19 protein-coding genes are annotated in these 20765 nt (G+C 37.2%); 4 read left to right on the top strand and 15 right to left on the bottom strand.

Translation table 11 applies throughout. The features are described 5' to 3' along the window. Positions 1-36 precede the first annotated feature (36 nt). The 6 genes from UFO1_RS07645 to UFO1_RS07620 all read right to left on the bottom strand — a co-directional run bounded on the left by UFO1_RS07645 (position 37) and on the right by UFO1_RS07620 (position 4502). The gene (locus UFO1_RS07645) at positions 37-294 is read right to left on the bottom strand and encodes a GIY-YIG nuclease family protein (protein ID WP_038669800.1); all 258 of its coding nucleotides are present in this window, start codon (positions 292-294) and stop codon (positions 37-39) included. Between the two features lie 3 nt (positions 295-297). Beyond that, positions 298-900, bottom strand: coding sequence for a peptidylprolyl isomerase (locus UFO1_RS07640; RefSeq protein WP_038669798.1), 603 nt, complete (start codon positions 898-900; stop codon positions 298-300). Positions 901-988: 88 nt separating this feature from the next. Next, on the bottom strand, positions 989-1621 hold the full coding sequence (gene nth / locus UFO1_RS07635) for an endonuclease III (RefSeq protein ID WP_038669796.1): 633 nt from the start codon (positions 1619-1621) through the stop codon (positions 989-991). 86 nt (positions 1622-1707) lie between these two features. Further along, a complete protein-coding gene (locus tag UFO1_RS07630; RefSeq protein WP_038669794.1) occupies positions 1708-3066 on the bottom strand; it encodes a PFL family protein in 1359 nt (452 codons plus the stop codon). Positions 3067-3084: 18 nt separating this feature from the next. After that, positions 3085-3354 carry an ACT domain-containing protein gene (locus UFO1_RS07625; protein ID WP_038669792.1) on the bottom strand — a complete coding sequence of 90 codons (270 nt, stop codon included), beginning with the start codon at positions 3352-3354 and terminating at the stop codon, positions 3085-3087. A 236-nt stretch (positions 3355-3590) separates the two neighbouring features. Then, positions 3591-4502, bottom strand: a complete 912-nt coding sequence (locus tag UFO1_RS07620) for an NAD(P)/FAD-dependent oxidoreductase (RefSeq protein ID WP_038669790.1) — start codon at positions 4500-4502, stop codon at positions 3591-3593. A 133-nt stretch (positions 4503-4635) separates the two neighbouring features. Here UFO1_RS07620 and UFO1_RS07615 point away from each other — a divergent pair, with 133 nt between their 5' ends. Beyond that, the gene (locus UFO1_RS07615) at positions 4636-4851 is read left to right on the top strand and encodes a DUF896 domain-containing protein (protein ID WP_038669788.1); all 216 of its coding nucleotides are present in this window, start codon (positions 4636-4638) and stop codon (positions 4849-4851) included. A 148-nt stretch (positions 4852-4999) separates the two neighbouring features. On the opposite strand, the gene UFO1_RS07610 is transcribed toward UFO1_RS07615, so the two are convergent. Further along, on the bottom strand, positions 5000-5383 hold the full coding sequence (locus UFO1_RS07610; protein ID WP_038669786.1) for a DUF1540 domain-containing protein: 384 nt from the start codon (positions 5381-5383) through the stop codon (positions 5000-5002). Between the two features lie 489 nt (positions 5384-5872). On the opposite strand from UFO1_RS07610, the gene UFO1_RS07600 reads away from it, so the two are divergent. Beyond that, on the top strand, positions 5873-8143 hold the full coding sequence (locus UFO1_RS07600; RefSeq protein WP_038669782.1) for a diguanylate cyclase: 2271 nt from the start codon (positions 5873-5875) through the stop codon (positions 8141-8143). A gap of 74 nt (positions 8144-8217) precedes the next feature. On the opposite strand, the gene UFO1_RS07595 is transcribed toward UFO1_RS07600, so the two are convergent. Continuing rightward, positions 8218-9525 (bottom strand): APC family permease, encoded by a 1308-nt coding sequence (locus tag UFO1_RS07595; protein ID WP_173406212.1) that lies wholly within the window; start codon positions 9523-9525, stop codon positions 8218-8220. A gap of 122 nt (positions 9526-9647) precedes the next feature. Between UFO1_RS07595 and UFO1_RS07590 the strand changes: the two genes are divergently transcribed. Both UFO1_RS07590 and UFO1_RS07585 read left to right on the top strand, forming a co-directional pair. Continuing rightward, positions 9648-11012, top strand: coding sequence for a [Fe-Fe] hydrogenase large subunit C-terminal domain-containing protein (locus tag UFO1_RS07590; protein ID WP_038669779.1), 1365 nt, complete (start codon positions 9648-9650; stop codon positions 11010-11012). Between the two features lie 239 nt (positions 11013-11251). Beyond that, positions 11252-12607, top strand: a complete 1356-nt coding sequence (locus UFO1_RS07585) for a pyruvate carboxylase subunit B (RefSeq protein WP_038669777.1) — start codon at positions 11252-11254, stop codon at positions 12605-12607. 75 nt (positions 12608-12682) lie between these two features. Here UFO1_RS07585 and UFO1_RS07580 read toward each other — a convergent pair whose 3' ends face one another. The 7 genes from UFO1_RS07580 to asnS form a co-directional block, all read right to left on the bottom strand. After that, the gene (locus UFO1_RS07580; RefSeq protein ID WP_038669775.1) at positions 12683-14350 is read right to left on the bottom strand and encodes a nucleoside kinase; all 1668 of its coding nucleotides are present in this window, start codon (positions 14348-14350) and stop codon (positions 12683-12685) included. Positions 14351-14635: 285 nt separating this feature from the next. Continuing rightward, the gene (locus tag UFO1_RS07575; RefSeq protein ID WP_038669773.1) at positions 14636-15625 is read right to left on the bottom strand and encodes an inorganic phosphate transporter; all 990 of its coding nucleotides are present in this window, start codon (positions 15623-15625) and stop codon (positions 14636-14638) included. Next, on the bottom strand, positions 15618-16244 hold the full coding sequence (locus UFO1_RS07570) for a DUF47 domain-containing protein (RefSeq protein WP_038669771.1): 627 nt from the start codon (positions 16242-16244) through the stop codon (positions 15618-15620). Before UFO1_RS07570 ends, UFO1_RS07575 begins: the two co-directional genes overlap by 8 nt. Before the next feature lie 238 nt (positions 16245-16482). Further along, the gene (locus tag UFO1_RS07565) at positions 16483-16662 is read right to left on the bottom strand and encodes a hypothetical protein (RefSeq protein ID WP_038669769.1); all 180 of its coding nucleotides are present in this window, start codon (positions 16660-16662) and stop codon (positions 16483-16485) included. Positions 16663-16746: 84 nt separating this feature from the next. Continuing rightward, entirely contained in the window at positions 16747-17994 is a 1248-nt protein-coding gene (locus tag UFO1_RS07560) for an aminotransferase class I/II-fold pyridoxal phosphate-dependent enzyme (RefSeq protein ID WP_038669768.1), read from the bottom strand. A gap of 146 nt (positions 17995-18140) precedes the next feature. Further along, complete coding sequence (locus UFO1_RS07555; protein WP_038669766.1) at positions 18141-19301, bottom strand: MFS transporter; 1161 nt, start codon at positions 19299-19301, stop codon at positions 18141-18143. A gap of 100 nt (positions 19302-19401) precedes the next feature. Further along, positions 19402-20703 carry an asparagine--tRNA ligase gene (gene asnS, locus UFO1_RS07550; RefSeq protein WP_236639354.1) on the bottom strand — a complete coding sequence of 434 codons (1302 nt, stop codon included), beginning with the start codon at positions 20701-20703 and terminating at the stop codon, positions 19402-19404. Positions 20704-20765 lie beyond the last annotated feature (62 nt).

Below are 20765 nucleotides of genomic sequence, written 5' to 3'. Positions count from 1 at the left end.
TGCCTGCAAGCTTACTTTGCGTTTTTATCTTCTACGTTATGTTACTTCATTGGTAAACTCTCGAATTAACGTCAGCTTCTGACTACGGGTAAGTTTTTTTATACTCGCTTCCCTTTTCTGTGCTGTACTTTGACTCTCCTGCTGTTCCCAGTATACAAGTACAACTGGAATACGACTACTGGTATATTTTGCGCCAATACCCTTATTGTGGGCAATCATTCGTTTTTCTAAATCAACAGTCCAACCAGTATACAAGGTATCATCAGCGCACTGGACAATGTAGGTATAAGGCATTTTTTATGGCTGTTCAATGGTAATTTTCTTGATTACAACATCTTCCACAGGCTTATCCATGGAACCTGTTTTCACTTTACCAATTCCCTGCACAACATCTAACCCTGTAATCACTTTGCCAAATACAGCATGCTTGTTATCCAACCAGGGTGTAGGTGCTAAGGTAATAAAGAACTGGGAACCACCGGTGTTCGGTCCTGCATTAGCCATAGAAAGAATCCCCGCGCTATTATGTTTTAGATCAGGGTGAAACTCATCTTTTATGGTATAGCCCGGTCCGCCAGTACCAGTACCTTTAGGATCGCCACCTTGAATCATAAAACCGTCAATGACCCGATGAAAAATCAAACCATCATAGAATTTTTTGTTTACTAGATCAATAAAGTTTTTCGTAGTAACAGGTGCTTTATCTTCAAATAATTCGACTGTAAAATTACCCTTTGAAGTTTCAAATTTTGCTATACTATTCTTCTTTGTAGTTGTTTGTTTTGGTGTACTCTCAGGTACTGGCTGACTGCTTGAATTTCCGGTATTACCGGAACATCCTGCAATTAGAAATACTTGTACAAATAAAATAAGTAGGATACTTACGATCTTTTTAGACATGATTTTATTCCCCCTGCCGATTAAATTACTTTCATATTATATCACTCCTACAGAAAATCACAACTTTCTATAGGATCCCTTGCAGTCTTTAAATACATTTGCTCGGACAAATCGCAACTAATGGACAGGTACCACAAGCAGGTTTGCGCGCTTTACATACTTTTCGTCCATGCCATATGAGCCAATGATGGGCATCACTCCATTGGTTTTTAGGAATTGCTTTCATTAAACCTTCTTCAACGGCAATCGGTGTTTCCCCTTTTGCTAACCCTAAGCGATTGGATACACGAAATACATGAGTGTCTACAGCAATGGCCGGAATATTAAATAACTGACTCAAAACTACATTAGCTGTTTTTCTGCCAACACCCGGAAGTGTAATTAATTCATCAAAGGTTTGTGGCACTTCTTCATTATATTTTTGACATAGAATTTCACAAGTAGCTAAGATATTCCGCGCTTTACTATGAAATAAACCACAATCTCTAATATACTCTTCTAATTTATCTTTGCCCATATCTCTTATTTTTGCTGGCGTATTATACTCTGGAAACAAACGGGCCGTAATGATATTTACCCGTTCATCAGTGCACTGAGCGGATAACACTACAGCAATCAGTAATTCAAATGGAGAAGAATAATGTAGTGCCGTAGATGTCCCCTGGTAACACTCTTCTAATATAGACAACATCTGTTGTTTGATGGCTTTTGTAATACGCATAAATCCTCCAAATTAAACTTTTTTAAGTAGAAAAGAAACCCTTTCTATCATTAGAAAGGGTTATCCTTTAATGTAAAGCAATATTACTAATTTGTCAAACTGCGGATTGGTGCAGGAATTCTACCACCACGGGCAATAAAGTCATCTGATTTAAATGTATTAACAGGTATGATTGGGCTATATCCTAAAAGACCGCCAAATTCTACACTGTCACCAACTTTTTTCCCAGGTACAGGAATAATACGTACTGCCGTGGTTTTATTATTAATCATGCCAATAGCAGCTTCATCAGCAATAATACCAGAAATAGTAGCTGCTGAAGTATCTCCAGATACTGCAATCATATCGAGTCCTACAGAACAGACACAAGTCATGGCTTCTAATTTTTCCAATGTCAAACTGCCACGTTCTACAGCAGCAATCATGCCTGCATCTTCACTGACAGGAATGAAAGCCCCACTTAGTCCGCCAACATGGGAAGACGCCATTAGCCCGCCCTTTTTGACTGCATCATTTAATATAGCTAAGGCTGCAGTAGTTCCAGGAGCGCCACAGCTTTCTAAACCCATTTCTTCCAAGATGTGAGCTACACTATCTCCGACTGCTGGTGTAGGAGCCAAAGATAAATCAATAATACCAAAAGGAACCCCCATACGCCTAGAAGCCTCTTGTGCTACGAGTTGCCCTACTCGAGTAATTTTAAAGGCTGTCTTCTTAATTGTTTCAGCAACAGCACTAAAATCTTTTCCTCTTACTTCTTCTAAGGCCCTTTTTACCACACCAGGACCACTAACCCCTACACTAATTACCTTTTCTGCTTCACCAACACCATGAAAAGCACCAGCCATAAAAGGATTATCTTCCGGAACATTAGCGAATACTACTAGCTTTGCACAGCCTAAAGCATCACGATCACTAGTAAGTTCCGCTGTACGCTTAATAATTTGTCCCATTTCACGGACACAATCCATGTTAATACCAGCCTTGGTCGAGGCTAAATTGATGGAAGAACATACCCGCTCTGTTTGAGCTAAGGCTTCTGGAATGGATTGAATGAGTATTCGATCCCCTTTTGTATAACCCTTTTCGACTAAGGCAGAAAAACCACCAATAAAATTAACACCAACAGTTTTTGCCGCAGCGTCCAAAGCATGGGCTACTGGAACGTAACTGTCTGTATGACAGCTCTCGGCAACGATTGCAATCGGTGTTACAGATATACGTTTATTGATAATGGGAATTCCATATTCAGCTTCAATATCCTCGCCCGTACGTACTAAATGCTCTCCGGCACGAGTAATTTTTTCATACACATTCTGGCAAAATACTTTTATATCAGGATGACAACAATCCCGTAAGCTAATTCCTAATGTAATCGTGCGAACATCAAAATTGTTTTGTTCTATCATCCGGTTCGTTTCTAATATTTCCTGAATTGTTAACATCAACGTTCCCCCTTACTGTTATATTCGGTGCATAATTTGGAAAATATCTTCGTGTTGCAATTTAATATCCAGTCCAAGTTCTTGCCCTTTTCCTTTAAGAACCTGCTGCAGCTCCTTTAAACTAATCTTACTACTTCCCATATCAACAATCATTACCATGTTAAAAAAACCTTCTAAAATATTTTGGTTGATGTTCAAAATATTTACACTGTTTGTTGCTAAAATTTCGCTGACCATAGCTACAATACCAACCCGATCTTGTCCTACAATTGTAATTACTGCTTTCATATTCCCACACTCCATGTACATTTTTGTATTTTTTTAATTTTCGTCTACTTTACAAGTACATTTGTAACCTTAAGATATTATTATATTATACGTCATTTACTGTAAAAGCCAATACCCTATCCTAATATTTATATTTTCCGACAATTTAAACCTTGCACATGATTATAAAAAATTCTATAGAGCACATTACAAATATGCCCATAGAATTTCTTTATTTGTAATATTTCTATTTCACCTTATTTTCTATGTAGCAAATAATCATAAGCCATAAGAGCCGACTTAGCGCCATCTCCAGCTGCAATTACAATTTGTTTATCGGGACCATTTGTTACATCTCCTGCTGCATATAATCCAGGAATATTGGTTTTAGAACGACAATCGACAACCAGTTCCCCTTCTTGATTCATTGCTACTATATCTTCTAGAAATTCAGAGTTAGGTTCTAAGCCGACCTCTACGAAGACACCTTCTACGGCCAAATCTTGAGTTTTTCCTGAGGCAATTTCGCTAATTGAGATTTTTTCAACTAATTCATCACCAAAAATCCCCGTTGAAATATAACCTTTCATTTCAACTATATTCTTAGCTGCTTTCATCTTATCTAGAAGTATTGGATCCGCATTATAAGTATTATTCCGAACTATTAAATATACAGTGGGAGCTATACCACTAAGTTCTAAGGCTGCCTGGACAGCAGAATTACCGCCTCCTACAACAGCTACTACCTTATCAGCAAACAAAGGCCCATCACAAGTAGCGCAATAACTAACGCCTCGACCAGTGAACTCAATTTCCCCAGGTACCTCTAATCTTCTTGGACGCTTACCCATTGCCGCAATGACCGTTTTACCTTCGTATTCGCCCTCCTCTGTCTTAATTAAGAAGGTGCCATCATCTCTCACTTTTAGACTATTTACTTCTTCGTATTTTGTTAATACGGAAAAGCGTTTTACCTGCTCTTCAAATTTACTCATCAGCTCAGGGCCGCTAATAAATTGATATCCCATATAATTTTCAATTTCTTTTGTCCACATAAGCTGTCCGCCAAATTCTTTTGTTAATAATAGGGTATCCATCTTTTTACGTGCTGCATATACAGCTGCCGTTAGTCCTGCTGGTCCGCCACCAATAATAATTAAATCATACATATATCTATACCCCATCCTTTACTTTTTATTGTAACTACTTTACAAACGGTAAATATAATTATAAACTTTTTGTAAAACGTTAGAACATCTTACCCAAATAATAACATAAATAAAAAGCGAGGTCTGTATTAATATGATAACACCTGAAATTATCGCCAGAATTAACGAGTTAGGAAGAAAAAAAAAGGCAGGGCAACTAACAGAAGAGGAGGTCGTGGAGCAAACTAAATTACGACGTCTATACATTGATACAATTAAAAATCAAGTAAAAGTTCAATTTGATGCACAAAAACAGCAGGCTGATCACCATGCTCATCATCCTGGTTGCGGTTGCCATCATAAACATTAATCATTCCGTAAAAATACCGAAGGCTAATTGCAGCCTTCGGTATTTTTTACGGAATCAGAAGTATAACACTTTCTTGATTCCAAGTAAGAACGACTAAGGCTTCTGCCTGCGTCCGAGGACTTGGCGCAAGCCAAGTCTTTTCTTATGATTATTTTTTCTTTTCAAAAGTTTTACAATCTGTATCATCTGTTTTGCCAGCATTCTCACCAAACACGTCTATATTGGTAGCAGTACATACATTATTGTCGTTCCAATGATTACAATTGTTAACAAAGCATTCAACTACAGGAGTTATTTGAGTGCCTTCAATAAAAGCTGCTGATAGGGAACCACCAATATTCGCATTATGAAATGCTCCTAACATGTCGCCCATTGTCTTACGATGATGAAAGGATTTACATTGGGTGTCCTTTGATGTGTCTGAAGTACCTGTTTCTTCATTATAAATACTAATCTTAGCCGCCATACATTGATCACCTGGCATATAATGGGTACACTGATCAACAGTACACTTTACTACAGGATTTGTCATTCATGCTTCACTCCTTTTTTATATTTACCTTTGTTCAGACAGTTAGTGTATGAAGGATTTGTATCTATGAATTTATGTTCCTTATTAGTATCTTACCCTTACTAGATTTTTATCCATCTAAAATAGTTTTCACAGCCGAAAGTTAACTTATATAATTAATAAATCAAACGCGATGCGAACATCGTAGCCACATTCTTTACAATACAATAAATGTACACATTGTTCCCCAATATGACTTTCCATGTAAGGGCTATAAGGGCCTACATAGTTTTGAAGCTTTCCTCCATCTACTAACAGCCTATTGCAGTTGGGGCACTGCGTTCTCAGCTCTTGCAATCCATTACAAATAGGACAAAGTTTATCCATTTAGTACCTCACCCATCTATTGTGAATTTATACGACGCTTTCCTTCCTAGCAGCAGAGTGTAAACATTTCTAATACATTAGCATATGATAGACTAAAATCACTTTACGTAAGAGGTGACAACAATGCTGGTCACAGTAAACAGTCTATTAGAAATTTTCACAATTGTAGTCGGAGTTATTATTTCATTTATTGCCTGGCATGGGGTTCGAAAAAGTGCTGACAGCCATAACTATATTAAAGGTAAAATTGTAAGCTTCTTTATATTATGTACCAGCATTCTCGATTTATTGCATCTCATTTCCTATTCTTCAAATAATCCCACCGAAAACAATTGGATTATTTATTGGATGATTTCCGGTATAATCTGGGCCTCTGCCCTATTATACGGCATGAGTCTTACGCTAAAAACGCCTAAATTTACTGATATCATGTTGCTCTATACTGCAACACTGCTATTAATCGGTCTGCTTATTGGATTACTTACTAATTTCAGTTATAATCTTACTAATTTTGATGTATTACCTTCCATTATTTACATTACAAATGATTCCCATCCCTTAGTTATCGCTACTCTATATGTAACCCTGAGCATTCACCTTCTTACCCTGATTATCTTACTTCGCAATTACAAAAAATATCTTACCCGCAGTTACATCCAAAAAGGTTTGTTTTTTAGCATTCTTGTAAATCTGCTTTATCTTACCGGTGGTCCAGTTCAAGAAAATTTTTTAGCCCATCTATGTAAATGTTTTGCCTATTATTTTATCCTGCAAGCCGTGTTTAATTTTGTAATCAAATATCCCTATGAGCAATTACTCAAATTAAAAGAACAACTAGAGCAACTCGCTGTCAACAATGCACAATTATATAAAAAATCAGAACAGCAACGCAATTTATTAGAAGATACATTATCTAAAATAGGAACGATTATATCTTCACAACTAAATGTAAAGGATACTCTTGACGCGATCGCTGATATGATCACTGATTTAATGCATTCCAGACAAAGTTTAATTGGCTTAATATCCACGAATCAAACTCATCTTCAAGTCGTTGCCACTTATGGGATTAATACTCCTCCAACTGTTATCCCCTTAAATCACTGTTTGCGAGGGCAAGTTATTGCGCAAAACGTCGCACTTTCTATAAATGATTTATCACAACATCCTAATATAGAAAAGCCACAACTCATTTTTTCTAGCATCCAGTCTTTAATTTGTGCGCCTTTAATCCACGACAACCAAGTCATTGGCGTTATTGAAGCTTACTCTTCGGAAATTAGTGCTTTTGATGAAAGTGATATAAGATTTTTAACAGCCCTTGGCCGTTATGCAGGAACGGCCATTGCCAGCGCAATGCTTTTTGAAAAAACCAAACTCCATCTTGAAGAAGAAAAATTTCTTTCGGAGATTACCCATACAACATCAACAACAATTGACACAAATACGATCATCGAACAATGTACTTCCCATGTTATGAAAGCACTTAATTCGGATGTAGCCATTGGGCTACTAATTAGTCCTAACAAAGAAACCTTTACTACGATTTCTTCTATAAATTTCAATTATAAACTTCCAACATTTGATTTAAACTTATATCCCACCTTAGCATCTTTAATTCTAACCCTCAAACCATGTATTACAACCGCCAATGCCTTTGCTCCTTTTGCCGAGTTATACGATCAAAATGCGTCTCGCTATATGATGGTCATGCCAATTGCTGTGGAGAAAAATCTAATGGGATTGATACTCCTCGGTTGGCAACATTTTGTCGCTCCAGAACGTCTAAACCGTATTTCCTTCGCCTTTTTAATGTCACAACAGATTGCACTTGGTTTAGAAAAGGCCCATTTGTATAATCATATTAAGTCTATGGCCCTCTCTGATAGCTTAACAGGTTTAGCCAACCGCCGTAATTTTGATATGTTTTTAACGATTGAGTTAAAACGGGCTGCATCCCTAAAATTTCCACTAAGCTTAATTATGCTGGATCTTGATAAATTTAAAGTTTATAATGACTCTTATGGCCATGTTACTGGTGATAAATTATTAAGCCAAATCGGAAGAATACTCCAAAATAATGTACGCACTATTGATTTGCCAGCTCGCTATGGTGGTGAAGAATTTAGCATTATTTTACCAGAATGTAATAGCAGTGAGGCCAAGTTTATTGGGGAGAAACTACGTAATATCATTGAAGGTGAAGAATTTCCTAATAATCTTGACACCAACACGGGAAAAATTACAGCTAGTTTGGGGATTGCTACCTATGATCCTGCAATCACACCGACCCTTCCTTCTATGGAAAAAATTATAGAAATAGCGGATAAAGCACTTTATCAAGCAAAAAACCAAGGTCGCAATCGAGTAATCGCCAACCTTATTATTAGTTAATCAACTAATAATAAGGCTTTATCAAGATACCTAAAAAAAATCAGCAGTAAAGCGCAAGCCTTACTACTGATTTTTTATTTTATTACCCAATATATAGGCAAACCTATTAAGGTAATACCGATTGCTACCATAGCATCCATTGGCTTATCTATAAACATATTAAAGATGATATAGAATGCACCTACTATTGCAATCATCGGTACGAAAGGATAACCTGGTACACTATAAGACCGGACAGTATTCGGGTGACGTTTACGTAATATAAAAACAGCAACAAATGCAGATACGTAAAAAGTCCACATTGCAAACATCGCAATATCCGTCAAACTATCAGGATCCCAAAATATCATCAAAATGGTTGCCAAGACAGCTTCTAGTAACATGGCATTTACGGGTGTGCCAACTGAATTAGGAACTTTAGAGAATATAGCAGAACCAGGTAGCTGCCCTTCTAATGCCATCGCATAAGGAACGCGACCATTTGTCAAAATGTATCCGTTCAAAGCACCAAAAATAGATACCAAAATGCCGATACTAATTAATTTACCACCCATTTCACCAAATAATAATCCTGCTGTAGTACTCGCCGCTAACTTTCCTAAGGAAGCAATTTCTGCTGCTGGTAACACGTGCATAATGGCCATATTGATTGTAATATACGCTATTATAACAATTCCCAATCCAACAATAATAGCCTTTGGTAATTGTTTTCCTGGATCCTTCATTTCTCCTGCTACGAAACTTACTCCAATCCAACCATCGTACGCCCATAATGTAGCCAAAACTGCTGCTCCCATACCAATTGAAGGGCTAACCCCGCTAGTCATACCGAATATTTGTCCATTCCCTTTCCAGAGCCCAAATACTACAATAAGCGCAATGGGAATCAGTTTTCCAATAGTAGCTACGGTCTGAATAAAACCACCGTATTTTGTACCTAAACAATTTAGACCCGTCATGAAAAATACGACACCTATTCCAATAGGTAACCTTGCGCCTTCATCAATGCCGAAGAAAGGCAATATTAGAGAGGCAAAGTACAATCCAAGAGCTCCAATTGTAGCTGGGCCGTATATTATCGTTTGCATCCAGCCATATAGATAGGACCACACTTTTCCATATACTTCATTCAAATACGTATACAGTCCCCCTGTTTTAGGAATTTGGGCACCTAATTCAGAGACTGTTAAACCAGCAGCCAAGGTAATTACACCACCCAATACCCAAGCGATAAGGGCCATTGTAGAATCACCAGCTGCCAAAATTACCTTTCCAGGCTTCATAAAAATTCCTGATCCGATAACCATACCAATAACTAGAGCAATTGTTGCGACTAGCCCTAAATTTTTCTTAAGATTATTTTGTCCTTCTATCACACACATTCTCCTTAGTTTAAAGCTTTCTGACAGAACAATAGAGTATCAAATTTTTTCTTTAACTGCAATAGGAAATAGCACATAAATAGTTTATATTATAGATAAGATATCATTTAGGAGGTTTTTTTATGCTAAATATTAAACCACGTATCCTTTATCACGTCGCAAAAGCAGCCTGGGAAGGTAATCTATTTGAACGGCGAGAAGAAATTTGCAATATGGTATCAGAAGAGTTTAAAGATAAAACAACACGTCGCCACGTGGCAAATCAGATTCGAATTGCAATGGGACTACATCCCCATAATGATGACTCTGTTCTTAATGACTATGATGAAGAAGCTCTTATGGGTATGGGAAGCGAACCTATTGTGGTGGCCAACCCAGATGCGTGTAAAGCATGTCCAAAGGATAATCGGAGTTGTGAAAAAGCTTGTCCATTAGGTGCCATCACTCGTGATGAGCTTGATAATATCTCAATTAATCAAGAAAAATGCCTAGGTGAAGGTCATTGCATTCATGCCTGCTCTTTTGGCGCGCTCGCAGAAAAATCTCAATTTATACCTCTCATTAAATTATTAAAGCAACGTAACACTGCTGTATATGCGTCCATTGCTCCAGCCTTCGTAGGACAGTTTGGTCCAGATGTTACCCCAGGAAAATTACGTTCTGCCCTTTTGTCTTTGGGCTTTACCGATGTTGTAGAAACTGCATTATATGCAGATTTAATTACTATGAAAGAAGCCTTTGAATTTGATGAGCATGTCAAGACAGACCAAGATTTTATGTTTACCAGTTGTTGCTGCCCTGTATGGATTAAACTAATTGAAAACAAATTTCCTAATTTAAGAGAGCATATTTCCCCATCTGTTTCACCAATGGTGGCCTCAGCCCGTGTTATCAAACAATTTGAACCTGATGCCAAGGTAGTATTTATCGGCCCCTGTGTCGCAAAAAAGTCAGAAGCCCTATTACCTGACTTAAAAGGTGCGATTGATTACGTACTTACGTTCCAGGAACTGTCGACTATATTTGAAGCTACAGAAATTAATCCTGGGTCGCAAGAAGATAATGAAAAGGCAATGGCATCTTGGGGGGGACGAGTTTATGCCTATACTGGTGGTGTAAGTGCTGCAGTAGCAACTACTTTAGAAAAATTAGTACCCCACAAATCACAAAAGCTTATCTCTCTTAAAGTAGATGGAATTCCAGATTGCCAGAAATTATTAGAAGAGTTTAATAACGGACAGCGTAATGCTAATTTTATTGAAGGTATGGCATGTAAAGGCGGTTGTGTCGGTGGCCCAGGTAGGTTAATTCCTCCTGAAGAAGGTCAAAAACAGGTAAAAGAATATGGTGAAAATGCTATTGCTACTACACCTGTAGAGAATCCTCAAGTATATGCTATTTTGGCGCGCCTTGGCCATGAAAATGATGCACCTTCTTTGGCAGGAAAAAGTCCCATGGCAGAATTATTAGCACGAAAATTAGTATAAAACACGCCTTTTTACTGAATATTCCCTTTTGAATACAATATACTAAAAAAATTAATAATAAATTTAAAATAAATTACTAGCAAAAGCATGTGAAATACGGTACAATTATAGTTGTCCGAACTTGTTACATATTTAACTAAGTGGATCTATAGTAAATTTCTAATACATCAACTCTCAATTATATTCTTTATAATTGGAACTTTTACTAAGATCACACACAAAAAAAAAGGGGGATACATATGTCTAGAAAACCTGTACAAATTATGGAAACAGTATTACGCGATGGTCACCAATCACTTGCTGCTACTCGCATGCGTCTCACCGATATGCTACCAGCATTGGAACAACTTGATAACATGGGGTACTTTGCGTTGGAAGCTTGGGGTGGCGCTACTTTTGATAGTTGCCTACGTTTCTTAGGTGAAGATCCGTGGGAGCGTCTACGTATTTTAAAATCACACTTGAAAAAAACTCCTATCTCTATGTTACTTAGAGGCCAAAACATTCTAGGTTACAACCACTATGCTGACGATGTTGTTACTACATTTGTTAAGAAAATGGTAGAGAACGGTATTGGCGTTATCCGTGTATTTGATGCATTAAATGATGTGCGCAATCTTGAAGTAGCTATGAAAGCTGCAAAAGAATCTGGCGCCCATGTACAAGGTGTATGTGTATATACAATTAGCCCTTACCACACTGTAGATAGCTATATTAAATTAGCTCGCGAATTAGTAGAACGTGGTGCTGATTCCATTTGCATTAAAGATATGTCTGGTCTACTTAGACCATATGTTGCTTATGACTTAGTAAAAGCTATGAAAGCGGATTCTAAGATAGGCGTACCTATCCAACTTCATACTCACTATACGAGTGGTATGGGTTCAATGACTTATTTGAAAGCCATTGAAGCTGGCGTAGATGTCGTTGACTGTGCATTATCCCCATTTGCTCTTGGAACTTCACAACCTTGTACTGAATCTATGATAGCAGCGTTAGAAGGTACTGAGTATGACACTGGTCTTAAACGCAGCGCATTGAAAGATGTAGCTATTCATTTTGGTAAGGTTAAGAAAAGCTTGGGTGAAGACTTTGGTCTTAAAACATCCTTCGATGTTGATGCTAATGTTCTTGACTTCCAAATCCCTGGCGGTATGCTTTCTAACTTGTTCAATCAGCTTAAAGAACAAGGCATTGAACACAAATACCAAGAACTTTTGGAAGAAATGCCACGGGTTCGTGCAGAGCTTGGCTATCCTCCATTGGTTACTCCTACCAGTCAGATCGTTGGTTCCATGGCAACCTTCAATGTAATGTTGGGTGAGCGCTATAAAATGGTACCTCGTGAAGTTAAAGATTTGGCACGTGGTAAATATGGTAAAACTCCTATGCCTGTTTCCGAAGAAGTTCGTGAAAAAATCATTGGTAGCGAACCTATTATTGACTATCGCCCTGCTGATGATATTAAACCACAAATGGAACTTTTGACAAAACAGCTTGCTGAAAAGGGATATCCAAATGCATCTGTTGAAGATGTTCTATCTTATGCATTATTCCCTGAAGTAGCTTTAAAATTCTTCGAAAAGAATCGTTAATTTAGCTATTGAAAAAGCCCTAACCTGAAAAGGTTAGGGCTTTTTTTAAATAGGTAAGCAGTTAAGATGCTACTTTCACTTATGCTCATGGAAACAGGACATTCCTGTAAACTCACGTAATATAGAGTTAAAAGGAATTTCATTGTCATCAATACTCTGGAAATAGGAAAGAAATCTCAATAATCGCGTAGCTTCAGAATAAGCTGCGTGTTCCTTAGTAATTTTATGCAATAAGGGTTCTGCATATTTCTTCAAAACACTTAACTCATAAATCAAAGCGGAATTAAACATGATGTCAGCATCCTCTTGAAAGGGAAAGATATTCCTTTCTTCTCCCCGTCTCACAGACTGCCACATATTTAAAGTAGTAAGGGCATCGTGGGATCTAAACTGACTATCTCTTACAATTCGACGAATCAATCGTGTATCCGTTGTAGGAATACGATTATGATTATCAATGGATAATTGGGTTAACGCACTTATATAAATTTTCACTTTGTGTTCCCTAGGTACAGCGGTTGTTAGCCTTTCATTTAACCCATGAATTCCCTCAATGATAAGAGGTTGATTTCTATCAATTTGGATGGTCTTTCCACGATATTCCCTTTGGCCAGTTAAGAAATTAAAACAAGGTATACTAACAACCTCGCCAGCTAAAATTTTGGATAAATGTTCATTAAACAATTCTAAATCAATGGCCTCAATCGACTCAAAATCGTAGGCTCCATTCTCATCTTTTGGAGTCTTATCCCGATCAACAAAGTAATCATCTAAAGAAAGCGCTACTGGGCGCATAGCATTGACCTTTAACTGAACCGTTAAGCGTTGGGCAAAGGTAGTCTTACCTGAGGAAGATGGTCCAGCTATTAAAATAACTCGCACCTCTTTGTGCTGGGATACGAAATCTGCAATTTGAGCTATCTTTTTCTCATGCAGCGCTTCCGCAACTCTCATAATATCATTAATTTTACCATTTTGGACATATTCGTTCAAAGTAGCTACATAGCCACATTGCAAAATTGCACCCCAACGTTCTGCTTCTAAAAAAATCTCTGATAGTTTATTTTGAACTACAAATTCAGGCAAAACATTAGGTGTCTCTTTTTCAGGGAAGCGTAAAATAAAACCAGAAGCATGCTGTCTTAATTCAAAGACCTTTAAATAACCTGTACTTGGTGCCATTGTGCCATAAAAAAAATCATATGCCTCACCACAATAGTAAATTCTGACTCTCTCTCTTTTTAATTGTTCTAAATGCTTCACTTTTTCAATTTGGCCATTCGCCTTAAATAATTCAACTGCTTCTGCAATCGGCAGACTCTTCATAGTAAACGGTCTATCTTCTGCCACAATCCTTCGCATACGTGTTTCTAGAGCTATAAGATGATCGCTTGTAATCTTTTCACCAATATGCAATTCACAGTATAATCCTTTACTTAAAGAATGCTCTACTGTTACTTCCCCTTTGGGAAATAGTTCGTTAACAGCAGCAATCATTACAAAGGTCAAGCTACGCTGGTACACTTTACTCCCAACTTCTGTATGTAAATCTAAAAATTCTACATGGCAATCATTTATTACACTAAATTGTAAATCTCTGATTTCATTATTAACTTTTGCAGCAATAATCGGTGTAGCAAACTGTTTTTGCATATTTTTGCTTATTTCTAATAAGGTTATTCCTTTATCGTACTGATGCAGTTCACCATTTTTTAAAGAAAGGATTATATGTTTTTTTTCCATCAAACGACCTCCCGTATATTATATTTAACAACTAGTGCAGTGAGCAACACTTTATCAATCATAATAATACATGAATAGCTAATATGTTATTGATCTACATTTAACTATTATTGGCTTATAATACATTTTATCACAATAACTTGCATTTCATAAAGAAATAATGATTAATAATAACTATTCGGCTTATAGTTATACCTATTACTACTTTTTGCATTAAAAATAGGCAAACAAGCAGAAACGCTTATTTGCCCATTCTCGTTTATGTATTTTATTTTTAACATGTTTTTAAATAAAGAAGGATATCACTTTGTAAGCTAAAGCACTTACCACTGCTGTACAAGGAATGGTCAATACCCAAGCCATCAGCATCTGCTGCGCTACCCCCCAGCGAACTGCACTAATACGTTTAGAAGTTCCTACACCCATAATAGATCCTGAAACTACATGAGTAGTACTTACAGGTAAATGCAATAATGTTGCGCCAAATATAATCAGCGATGAATTTAAATCTGACGCAAAACCACTAATAGGCTCTAATTTAAATATTTTACTCCCCATTGTACGAATAATACGCCAGCCACCTGCCGCTGTACCTAACCCCATGGCAGTAGCAGCTGCCAATTTAACCCATATAGGAACTTCTAAGGTTGTTAAATAACCTGTACTAACCAACGTTAGCGTAATAATCCCCATAGCCTTTTGGGCATCATTGGATCCGTGGGAAAAAGCCATCATAGCGGCTGTTAAAATCTGTGCCTTCTTAAATTTAGGATTAATGCGTGAAGGAGCTCTTCTGCCAAATATCCAGAGCAGTACCGTCATTACAGCAAAACCAGTTGCCATTGCAATAAGAGGCGAACAGATTAAAGCAGCAACAATTTTTAGAATGCCTTCTATTTTGAGTGCCTCATAGCCTGTGGATACTAAAACAGCACCAATGACTCCACCTACTAGGGCATGAGACGAACTACTAGGAATCCCTTTCCACCAAGTTATTAAGTTCCAAAAAATTGCACCTATAATTGCAGCAATAATAATATATTGGTTCACCATCTGGGCCGACTTAACTAAGTCTCCACCAATTGTTTTCGCAACACCAGTACTATACATAGCACCAAGAAAGTTCAATCCAGCCGCCATCCACACTGCAAATCGTGGTGTCAATGCTCTGGTTGATACGGAAGTTGCTATCGCGTTAGCAGTGTCATGAAATCCATTGATATAATCAAAGGCTAATGCTAATAAGACAACAAAAATAATTAATGTATCAGGCATATTTCATAACTACGCCCCGCAATAAGTCTGCAATATCTTCACAGTGATCAAGGGCGTCCTCCATATGTTCCAATATTTCCTTCCATTTGATAACTTCAATTGGATCGGAACAGGTTTCAAATAATAAGGCAACTTCGCGACGGTAAATATTATCCCCTTGCGTCTCTAAATCAGCTATCTTATGTGTGTGACTGAGTATTTTTTCTTGGTTACCTTTAATATTCTTTAGCAAATTAAATACTGATACCATTTCTTCTGTACAGTCCACTAAGACTTTAATCAATTGAACAGAACCTTCCGGCGGCTTACCAGCCTTATACAACACCATACGTTGCATTGTGCCTTGTAGAAAATCCACTACGTCATCTAACATCGTTGCTAAGGAATAAATATCCTCGCGATCAAGTGGCGTAATAAAGGTCTGATTTAATTTATCAATGATTGTATCATTAATATCATCCGCTTTATGCTCTAGATCAGAAATTTGTTGCATTTTTACGTCCAGCTGTGTGTAATCATTCATAACACTTTGCAGTACATAAGCCCCTTCTCGTAATACCACACTACTTTCTACAAATAATTTAAAAAATTCGTCTTCTTTTGGTTTTAAGCCAAACATGTCCTATCCCCCATTTTCAGAATTAGAAAAATTCAGTATACAAAATGCAGCTATTGAATAGCCCAAAAATACTATATCATCAATAGCTAAATAAAACAATCACATATAGCATAGTTAACATTATGTTGGATTTTTCAAACAATTTAGACTTTATGTTGACCATGTCTTTCAATATATAGAGACATGGTCAACATACCAAAGAAGGGTGAACTGGTTTCACCCTTCTTTGGTTTTTTACTTAATGCATTAGCCTACGTAATAAACGGTAAGCTACCATAGGAACTGGTGCTCTGTTAAAAGCAAATCTCATACCCAAAATAAAAATTATCACAGTTCCAATTACATGTATCATCCAAAACATAGTTCGAGGAAACTCTAAAACAGTATCATCAATCCAATTTTCATGCTGACGACCCAAGTTCATCTCCCCCTTTTTTCTTGTTTCTTGTAGTATAACCAACTACATTACAAGCTACGAATGGATAATAATGTATTCCATCAACTATTTTGAAACATGTAGGATTGCTTTTGCTATTTTGGCAGCCATGCCTGTAATCTTAGTGGATGACACAGCACAAACTGCAATCCGGATACCTTTCGCTAAAGGTACAGCAAATATATTGTCCTCATGAAGTTTTTCACAAACTGCTTCAGGATTTTCTGCTGGAACGGTAATAAAGAAACCTGCTATATAAGGAAGCATATGTAAATTGGCTTCCTTAGCTTCCTGCATAAAAATATCAGCACGCTTACGAATCAAAGCATAGTATTGACTGCGCTCATTTTCTACTTGAGACAGTAATTTTTTATCTTGGTAAATCACTGACATTAGCTTCATAGCACTATAATTGATGTTAGACCAGGTTGCTCTACTTGTAAATTGATTGACACTTGCGAATTCTGTTATTACATCTTTATTAGAAGAAATCCCAATCATGGCACCTGTACGTTGTCCATACATAGTAAAACCTTTTGACATACTAGATGCTAGAATAGGTAATACGTTAGCTGGTAAGCCTCCTAGTTTTTTCAAGAAAGTACGACATTGGTTTTTTTCACCTGCATAATCGATATAAGCGATATCAATTAAGGGAATGATGTTTTTCTTTGCATCTTTGGCACACTCTTTAAAGAGATCTAATACCTTATCCCAATCACTATCACTTAGACTAAAACCTGTTGGATTGTGAGCAGGCGTATTAATGATAATAATCAGATTATCTTGTTTTGTTAGTAATTCTTTTACCTTATTCGTAAAAGCTTTAATATTAAAATTTTGCTGCTCATCAAATAAAGTATACGTATCTAATTTTCGCAAGGAATCCTGGCATAGTATCTTATAAGGTCCCCAATACCAATCAGATGTTAAAACCGTATCCCCACTCTCCGAATAATTCCAAATTGTATGATGAATTGCACCTGTCCCACCAGCAGTGGCTACAGCCTCAATATAAGCATCAGGTTTATTATCAGCAAACATCAACTCTATCATAGCATCTAAATAATCTGGTAAACCAGCAATAGGAGCATAAGGTACTATTTGGTTAATTGGTAATTCTTTAAATACTTTCCCCACTGTTGGTATACAGGCTAAAGCTTCCTGTTCATCCATAAAAGCACCAATGGTAGCATTTACGACTTTGTCTCTACCATAAAGAGCAGCTGCCTTAGAAGCTGCAGCATTTGCTCCGAAAATTTTGTCTGTAGCACATTTCCCTTTTGCATGAGACGCTGCAATACTAGTAGTCATTTCTTTTCCCCCTCCGAGATTGTTTATTAACGTGAGTAATAAACTACCTGTTAATAAGTTTAGGTCTACCTGTACTATTTGGTCATAATAAAGATAATTTCCTGCTAACTATACAATGTATACAAAGTTCTTTATTATCAAACCTTCTACTCATCACTTCTAGCTAGTATGACCTGAAAGTAATATGTACAAAATGCTAATAACAATGCTGTCATTGAAAATAAAACGAAATACCCTAGATGTTCGGCTACGCCACCTAATATTGCCGCTGAAAGAGCGTTACCTATGTCACCGGCCGCAATCATAATACCTAGAGCTGTCCCTCGATTTGTTTGATTGATTCGTTCTACTAAGAGTAAGACTAGTGTAGGATAAACAATACCAAATCCTAGGCCAAAAAAGATTCCAGAGATAATAAGTATTACGGGAGAAATGGTAATGAGCAACAGTAATATGCTAAACAGCATGGTAATACTAGAATACACAATGGCATTAACTAAACCTAACATATGGTTTATTTTTTGAACAAAAACACGTGAAAAGACCACACTAATGGCAAAAGCAATGAAGAACAGAGAATAAAAGTTTACGCCTTTATCGATAGCAGCAAGTGGGATAAAGGTAAGAATGGCACTGAAAGAAAAACTTGCCGCAAACTGACAAAGGGTTGACGCAAACACGATATTGGATTTGAGCACATCTATAAATGGAGTCCGGGTAACATTCTTCGTTGCTAGCCTAATTGGATGAGAACGCCACTTCATCACACTGAAAGCGATTACAATCAAGACAACACTAATTCCAACCAATGCATTAAATCCGAAATGATCAAAAGCTACCTGAGCTATACTCATACTAAGACCAAGACCAAGCATGGTGGTTAACGTATACATAGCAATCGAATTAGAATTAGTTTCTCCTGTTCCTATGCTGCTGGCAAAGGTAACCGCCCCAGTACCGTAAAAGGCCTGCCCAATGCCGTATAGTAATCGTAACATCACAAAGGCTAAAAAGCTTGTGGCCCACCAATAGCCAACCGTTGAAACAATCAGTAAGATTTGGCCAAATAGTATGATTGGCCGACTCCCTTTATTATCAACTTGGAAACCTATCCAAGGTCGTATTATAAGGGCGCTCATTGCCGTCGCCCCCATAATAATACCAATCTGTGTCTCGCTTATTCCGCTATTTTTCAAAAAAACTGGTAATATGGGAACCAGTAAACACATACTAAGGGTTGTGTTAAAGTGAGAAATTGCAATGTTTTGAAACTGTTTATTCATAAATATACTAAATGAATTAGTCATTAATAACCTCTTTTTAGCTCCATCAGGTGAAAACTGTAATCACAAAATTATCTATAGAAAAGAATCTTGATCACTAACTCTAAAAATTGAATTAGTAACCTTAAGGATACATTTTATGTAACAGGCGAGGGAAGGGTATCGTTTCACGAATGTGCTCAAGACCACATAGCCAAGCTACTGTACGCTCTAAACCTAGGCCAAACCCTGAATGGGGTACGGATCCATACTTTCTTAAGTCTAAATACCATTCAAATGCCTCTAAAGGTAAGTTATGTTCCTCAATACGCTCTTTTAGGAGCTCTAGATCATCTATACGTTGCCCACCACCGATAATCTCACCATACCCTTCAGGAGCTAATAAATCGGCTCCAAGCACAACAGTAGAATCTTCAGGATCGGGCTTCATATAAAAAGCTTTTATCTTTGTTGGATAACGATGTACGAAAACAGGCGATCCAAAATGATTTGAAATAATAGTCTCATGAGGTGCCCCAAAATCTTCTCCCCAAGAAAAATCTTCTCCTGCTTCCTTTAGGATTTCTACCGCCTCTGTGTAACTAATGCGCGGGAAAGGTAATGTTATGTTCTTTAGTTTTTCTACGTCACGTTCCAATATTTTTAGTTCATTTGCACATCTAGTAATCACCCTTTGAATTACATAGTGCAGCATTTCTTCTTGCAATTTTATATTAGCATCCATATCAAAATAAGCCATTTCAGCCTCAACCATCCAAAACTCCATTAAATGACGACGAGTTTTCGATTTTTCTGCACGAAAGGTTGGTCCAAAACAATATATTTTTCCCAGTGCCATTGCATTTGCTTCGCTGTACAATTGCCCACTTTGTGATAAATATGCCTTTTCACCATGATAATCTAGCCCAAATAAGGTAGAAGTACCTTCACATGCTGACGGTGTAATAATTGGCGCATCTGCTAAAACAAAATCATTCTGATAAAAGAATTCTCTAAAAGCATGTTCAATTTCTGAGCGTACCCGAAGAATTGCCATTTGACGTGGGGTACGGATCCATAAATGACGACGTTCTAATAAGAAATCCACTCCGTGTTCTTTATGAGTGATAGGATATTCCTCAGCAACATTTACAATTTCAAAACCTGTAACTTGCATTTCAAATCCGCCAGTTGCCCGCGGTTCTACATTTACGATTCCTGTAACTTTCATAGAAGTTTCTTGCGTTAGACCTTTTACCTTTGCAAAGATTTCTTCTCCTATATCTTGTTTAACGATAACACACTGCAAAAGCCCACTACCATCACGCATAATCAAAAATTTAATTTTTCCTGAGCCACGTTGATTATATAACCACCCTTGTATGGTTACTTCTTGTCCTACATGATTTCCAAGGTTCTTTATCATTACTGTATTCAAATTCGCCACTCCTTATGATTCTATCACTTTATTATCATATTATTAATTTTACTATGAGTATACAAAAATCC

Source organism: Pelosinus sp. UFO1 (genome assembly GCF_000725345.1).
In the GTDB taxonomy this organism is placed as follows: Bacteria; Bacillota; Negativicutes; order DSM-13327; family DSM-13327; genus Pelosinus.
Note: the sequence above shows the minus strand (reverse complement) of the source record. Positions and strands in the feature narration are given on the sequence as shown.

What these genes read in the sequence shown, in the direction of transcription:
- UFO1_RS07645 (WP_038669800.1), bottom strand. Translation starts at nt 294, where the DNA reads ATGCCTTATACCTACATTGTCCAGTGCGCTGATGATACCTTGTATACT.
- UFO1_RS07640 (WP_038669798.1), bottom strand. Translation starts at nt 900, where the DNA reads ATGTCTAAAAAGATCGTAAGTATCCTACTTATTTTATTTGTACAAGTA.
- nth (WP_038669796.1), bottom strand. Translation starts at nt 1,621, where the DNA reads ATGCGTATTACAAAAGCCATCAAACAACAGATGTTGTCTATATTAGAA.
- UFO1_RS07630 (WP_038669794.1), bottom strand. Translation starts at nt 3,066, where the DNA reads ATGTTAACAATTCAGGAAATATTAGAAACGAACCGGATGATAGAACAA.
- UFO1_RS07625 (WP_038669792.1), bottom strand. Translation starts at nt 3,354, where the DNA reads ATGAAAGCAGTAATTACAATTGTAGGACAAGATCGGGTTGGTATTGTA.
- UFO1_RS07620 (WP_038669790.1), bottom strand. Translation starts at nt 4,502, where the DNA reads ATGTATGATTTAATTATTATTGGTGGCGGACCAGCAGGACTAACGGCA.
- UFO1_RS07615 (WP_038669788.1), top strand. Translation starts at nt 4,636, where the DNA reads ATGATAACACCTGAAATTATCGCCAGAATTAACGAGTTAGGAAGAAAA.
- UFO1_RS07610 (WP_038669786.1), bottom strand. Translation starts at nt 5,383, where the DNA reads ATGACAAATCCTGTAGTAAAGTGTACTGTTGATCAGTGTACCCATTAT.
- UFO1_RS07600 (WP_038669782.1), top strand. Translation starts at nt 5,873, where the DNA reads ATGCTGGTCACAGTAAACAGTCTATTAGAAATTTTCACAATTGTAGTC.
- UFO1_RS07595 (WP_173406212.1), bottom strand. Translation starts at nt 9,525, where the DNA reads ATGTGTGTGATAGAAGGACAAAATAATCTTAAGAAAAATTTAGGGCTA.
- UFO1_RS07590 (WP_038669779.1), top strand. Translation starts at nt 9,648, where the DNA reads ATGCTAAATATTAAACCACGTATCCTTTATCACGTCGCAAAAGCAGCC.
- UFO1_RS07585 (WP_038669777.1), top strand. Translation starts at nt 11,252, where the DNA reads ATGTCTAGAAAACCTGTACAAATTATGGAAACAGTATTACGCGATGGT.
- UFO1_RS07580 (WP_038669775.1), bottom strand. Translation starts at nt 14,350, where the DNA reads ATGGAAAAAAAACATATAATCCTTTCTTTAAAAAATGGTGAACTGCAT.
- UFO1_RS07575 (WP_038669773.1), bottom strand. Translation starts at nt 15,625, where the DNA reads ATGCCTGATACATTAATTATTTTTGTTGTCTTATTAGCATTAGCCTTT.
- UFO1_RS07570 (WP_038669771.1), bottom strand. Translation starts at nt 16,244, where the DNA reads ATGTTTGGCTTAAAACCAAAAGAAGACGAATTTTTTAAATTATTTGTA.
- UFO1_RS07560 (WP_038669768.1), bottom strand. Translation starts at nt 17,994, where the DNA reads ATGACTACTAGTATTGCAGCGTCTCATGCAAAAGGGAAATGTGCTACA.
- UFO1_RS07555 (WP_038669766.1), bottom strand. Translation starts at nt 19,301, where the DNA reads ATGACTAATTCATTTAGTATATTTATGAATAAACAGTTTCAAAACATT.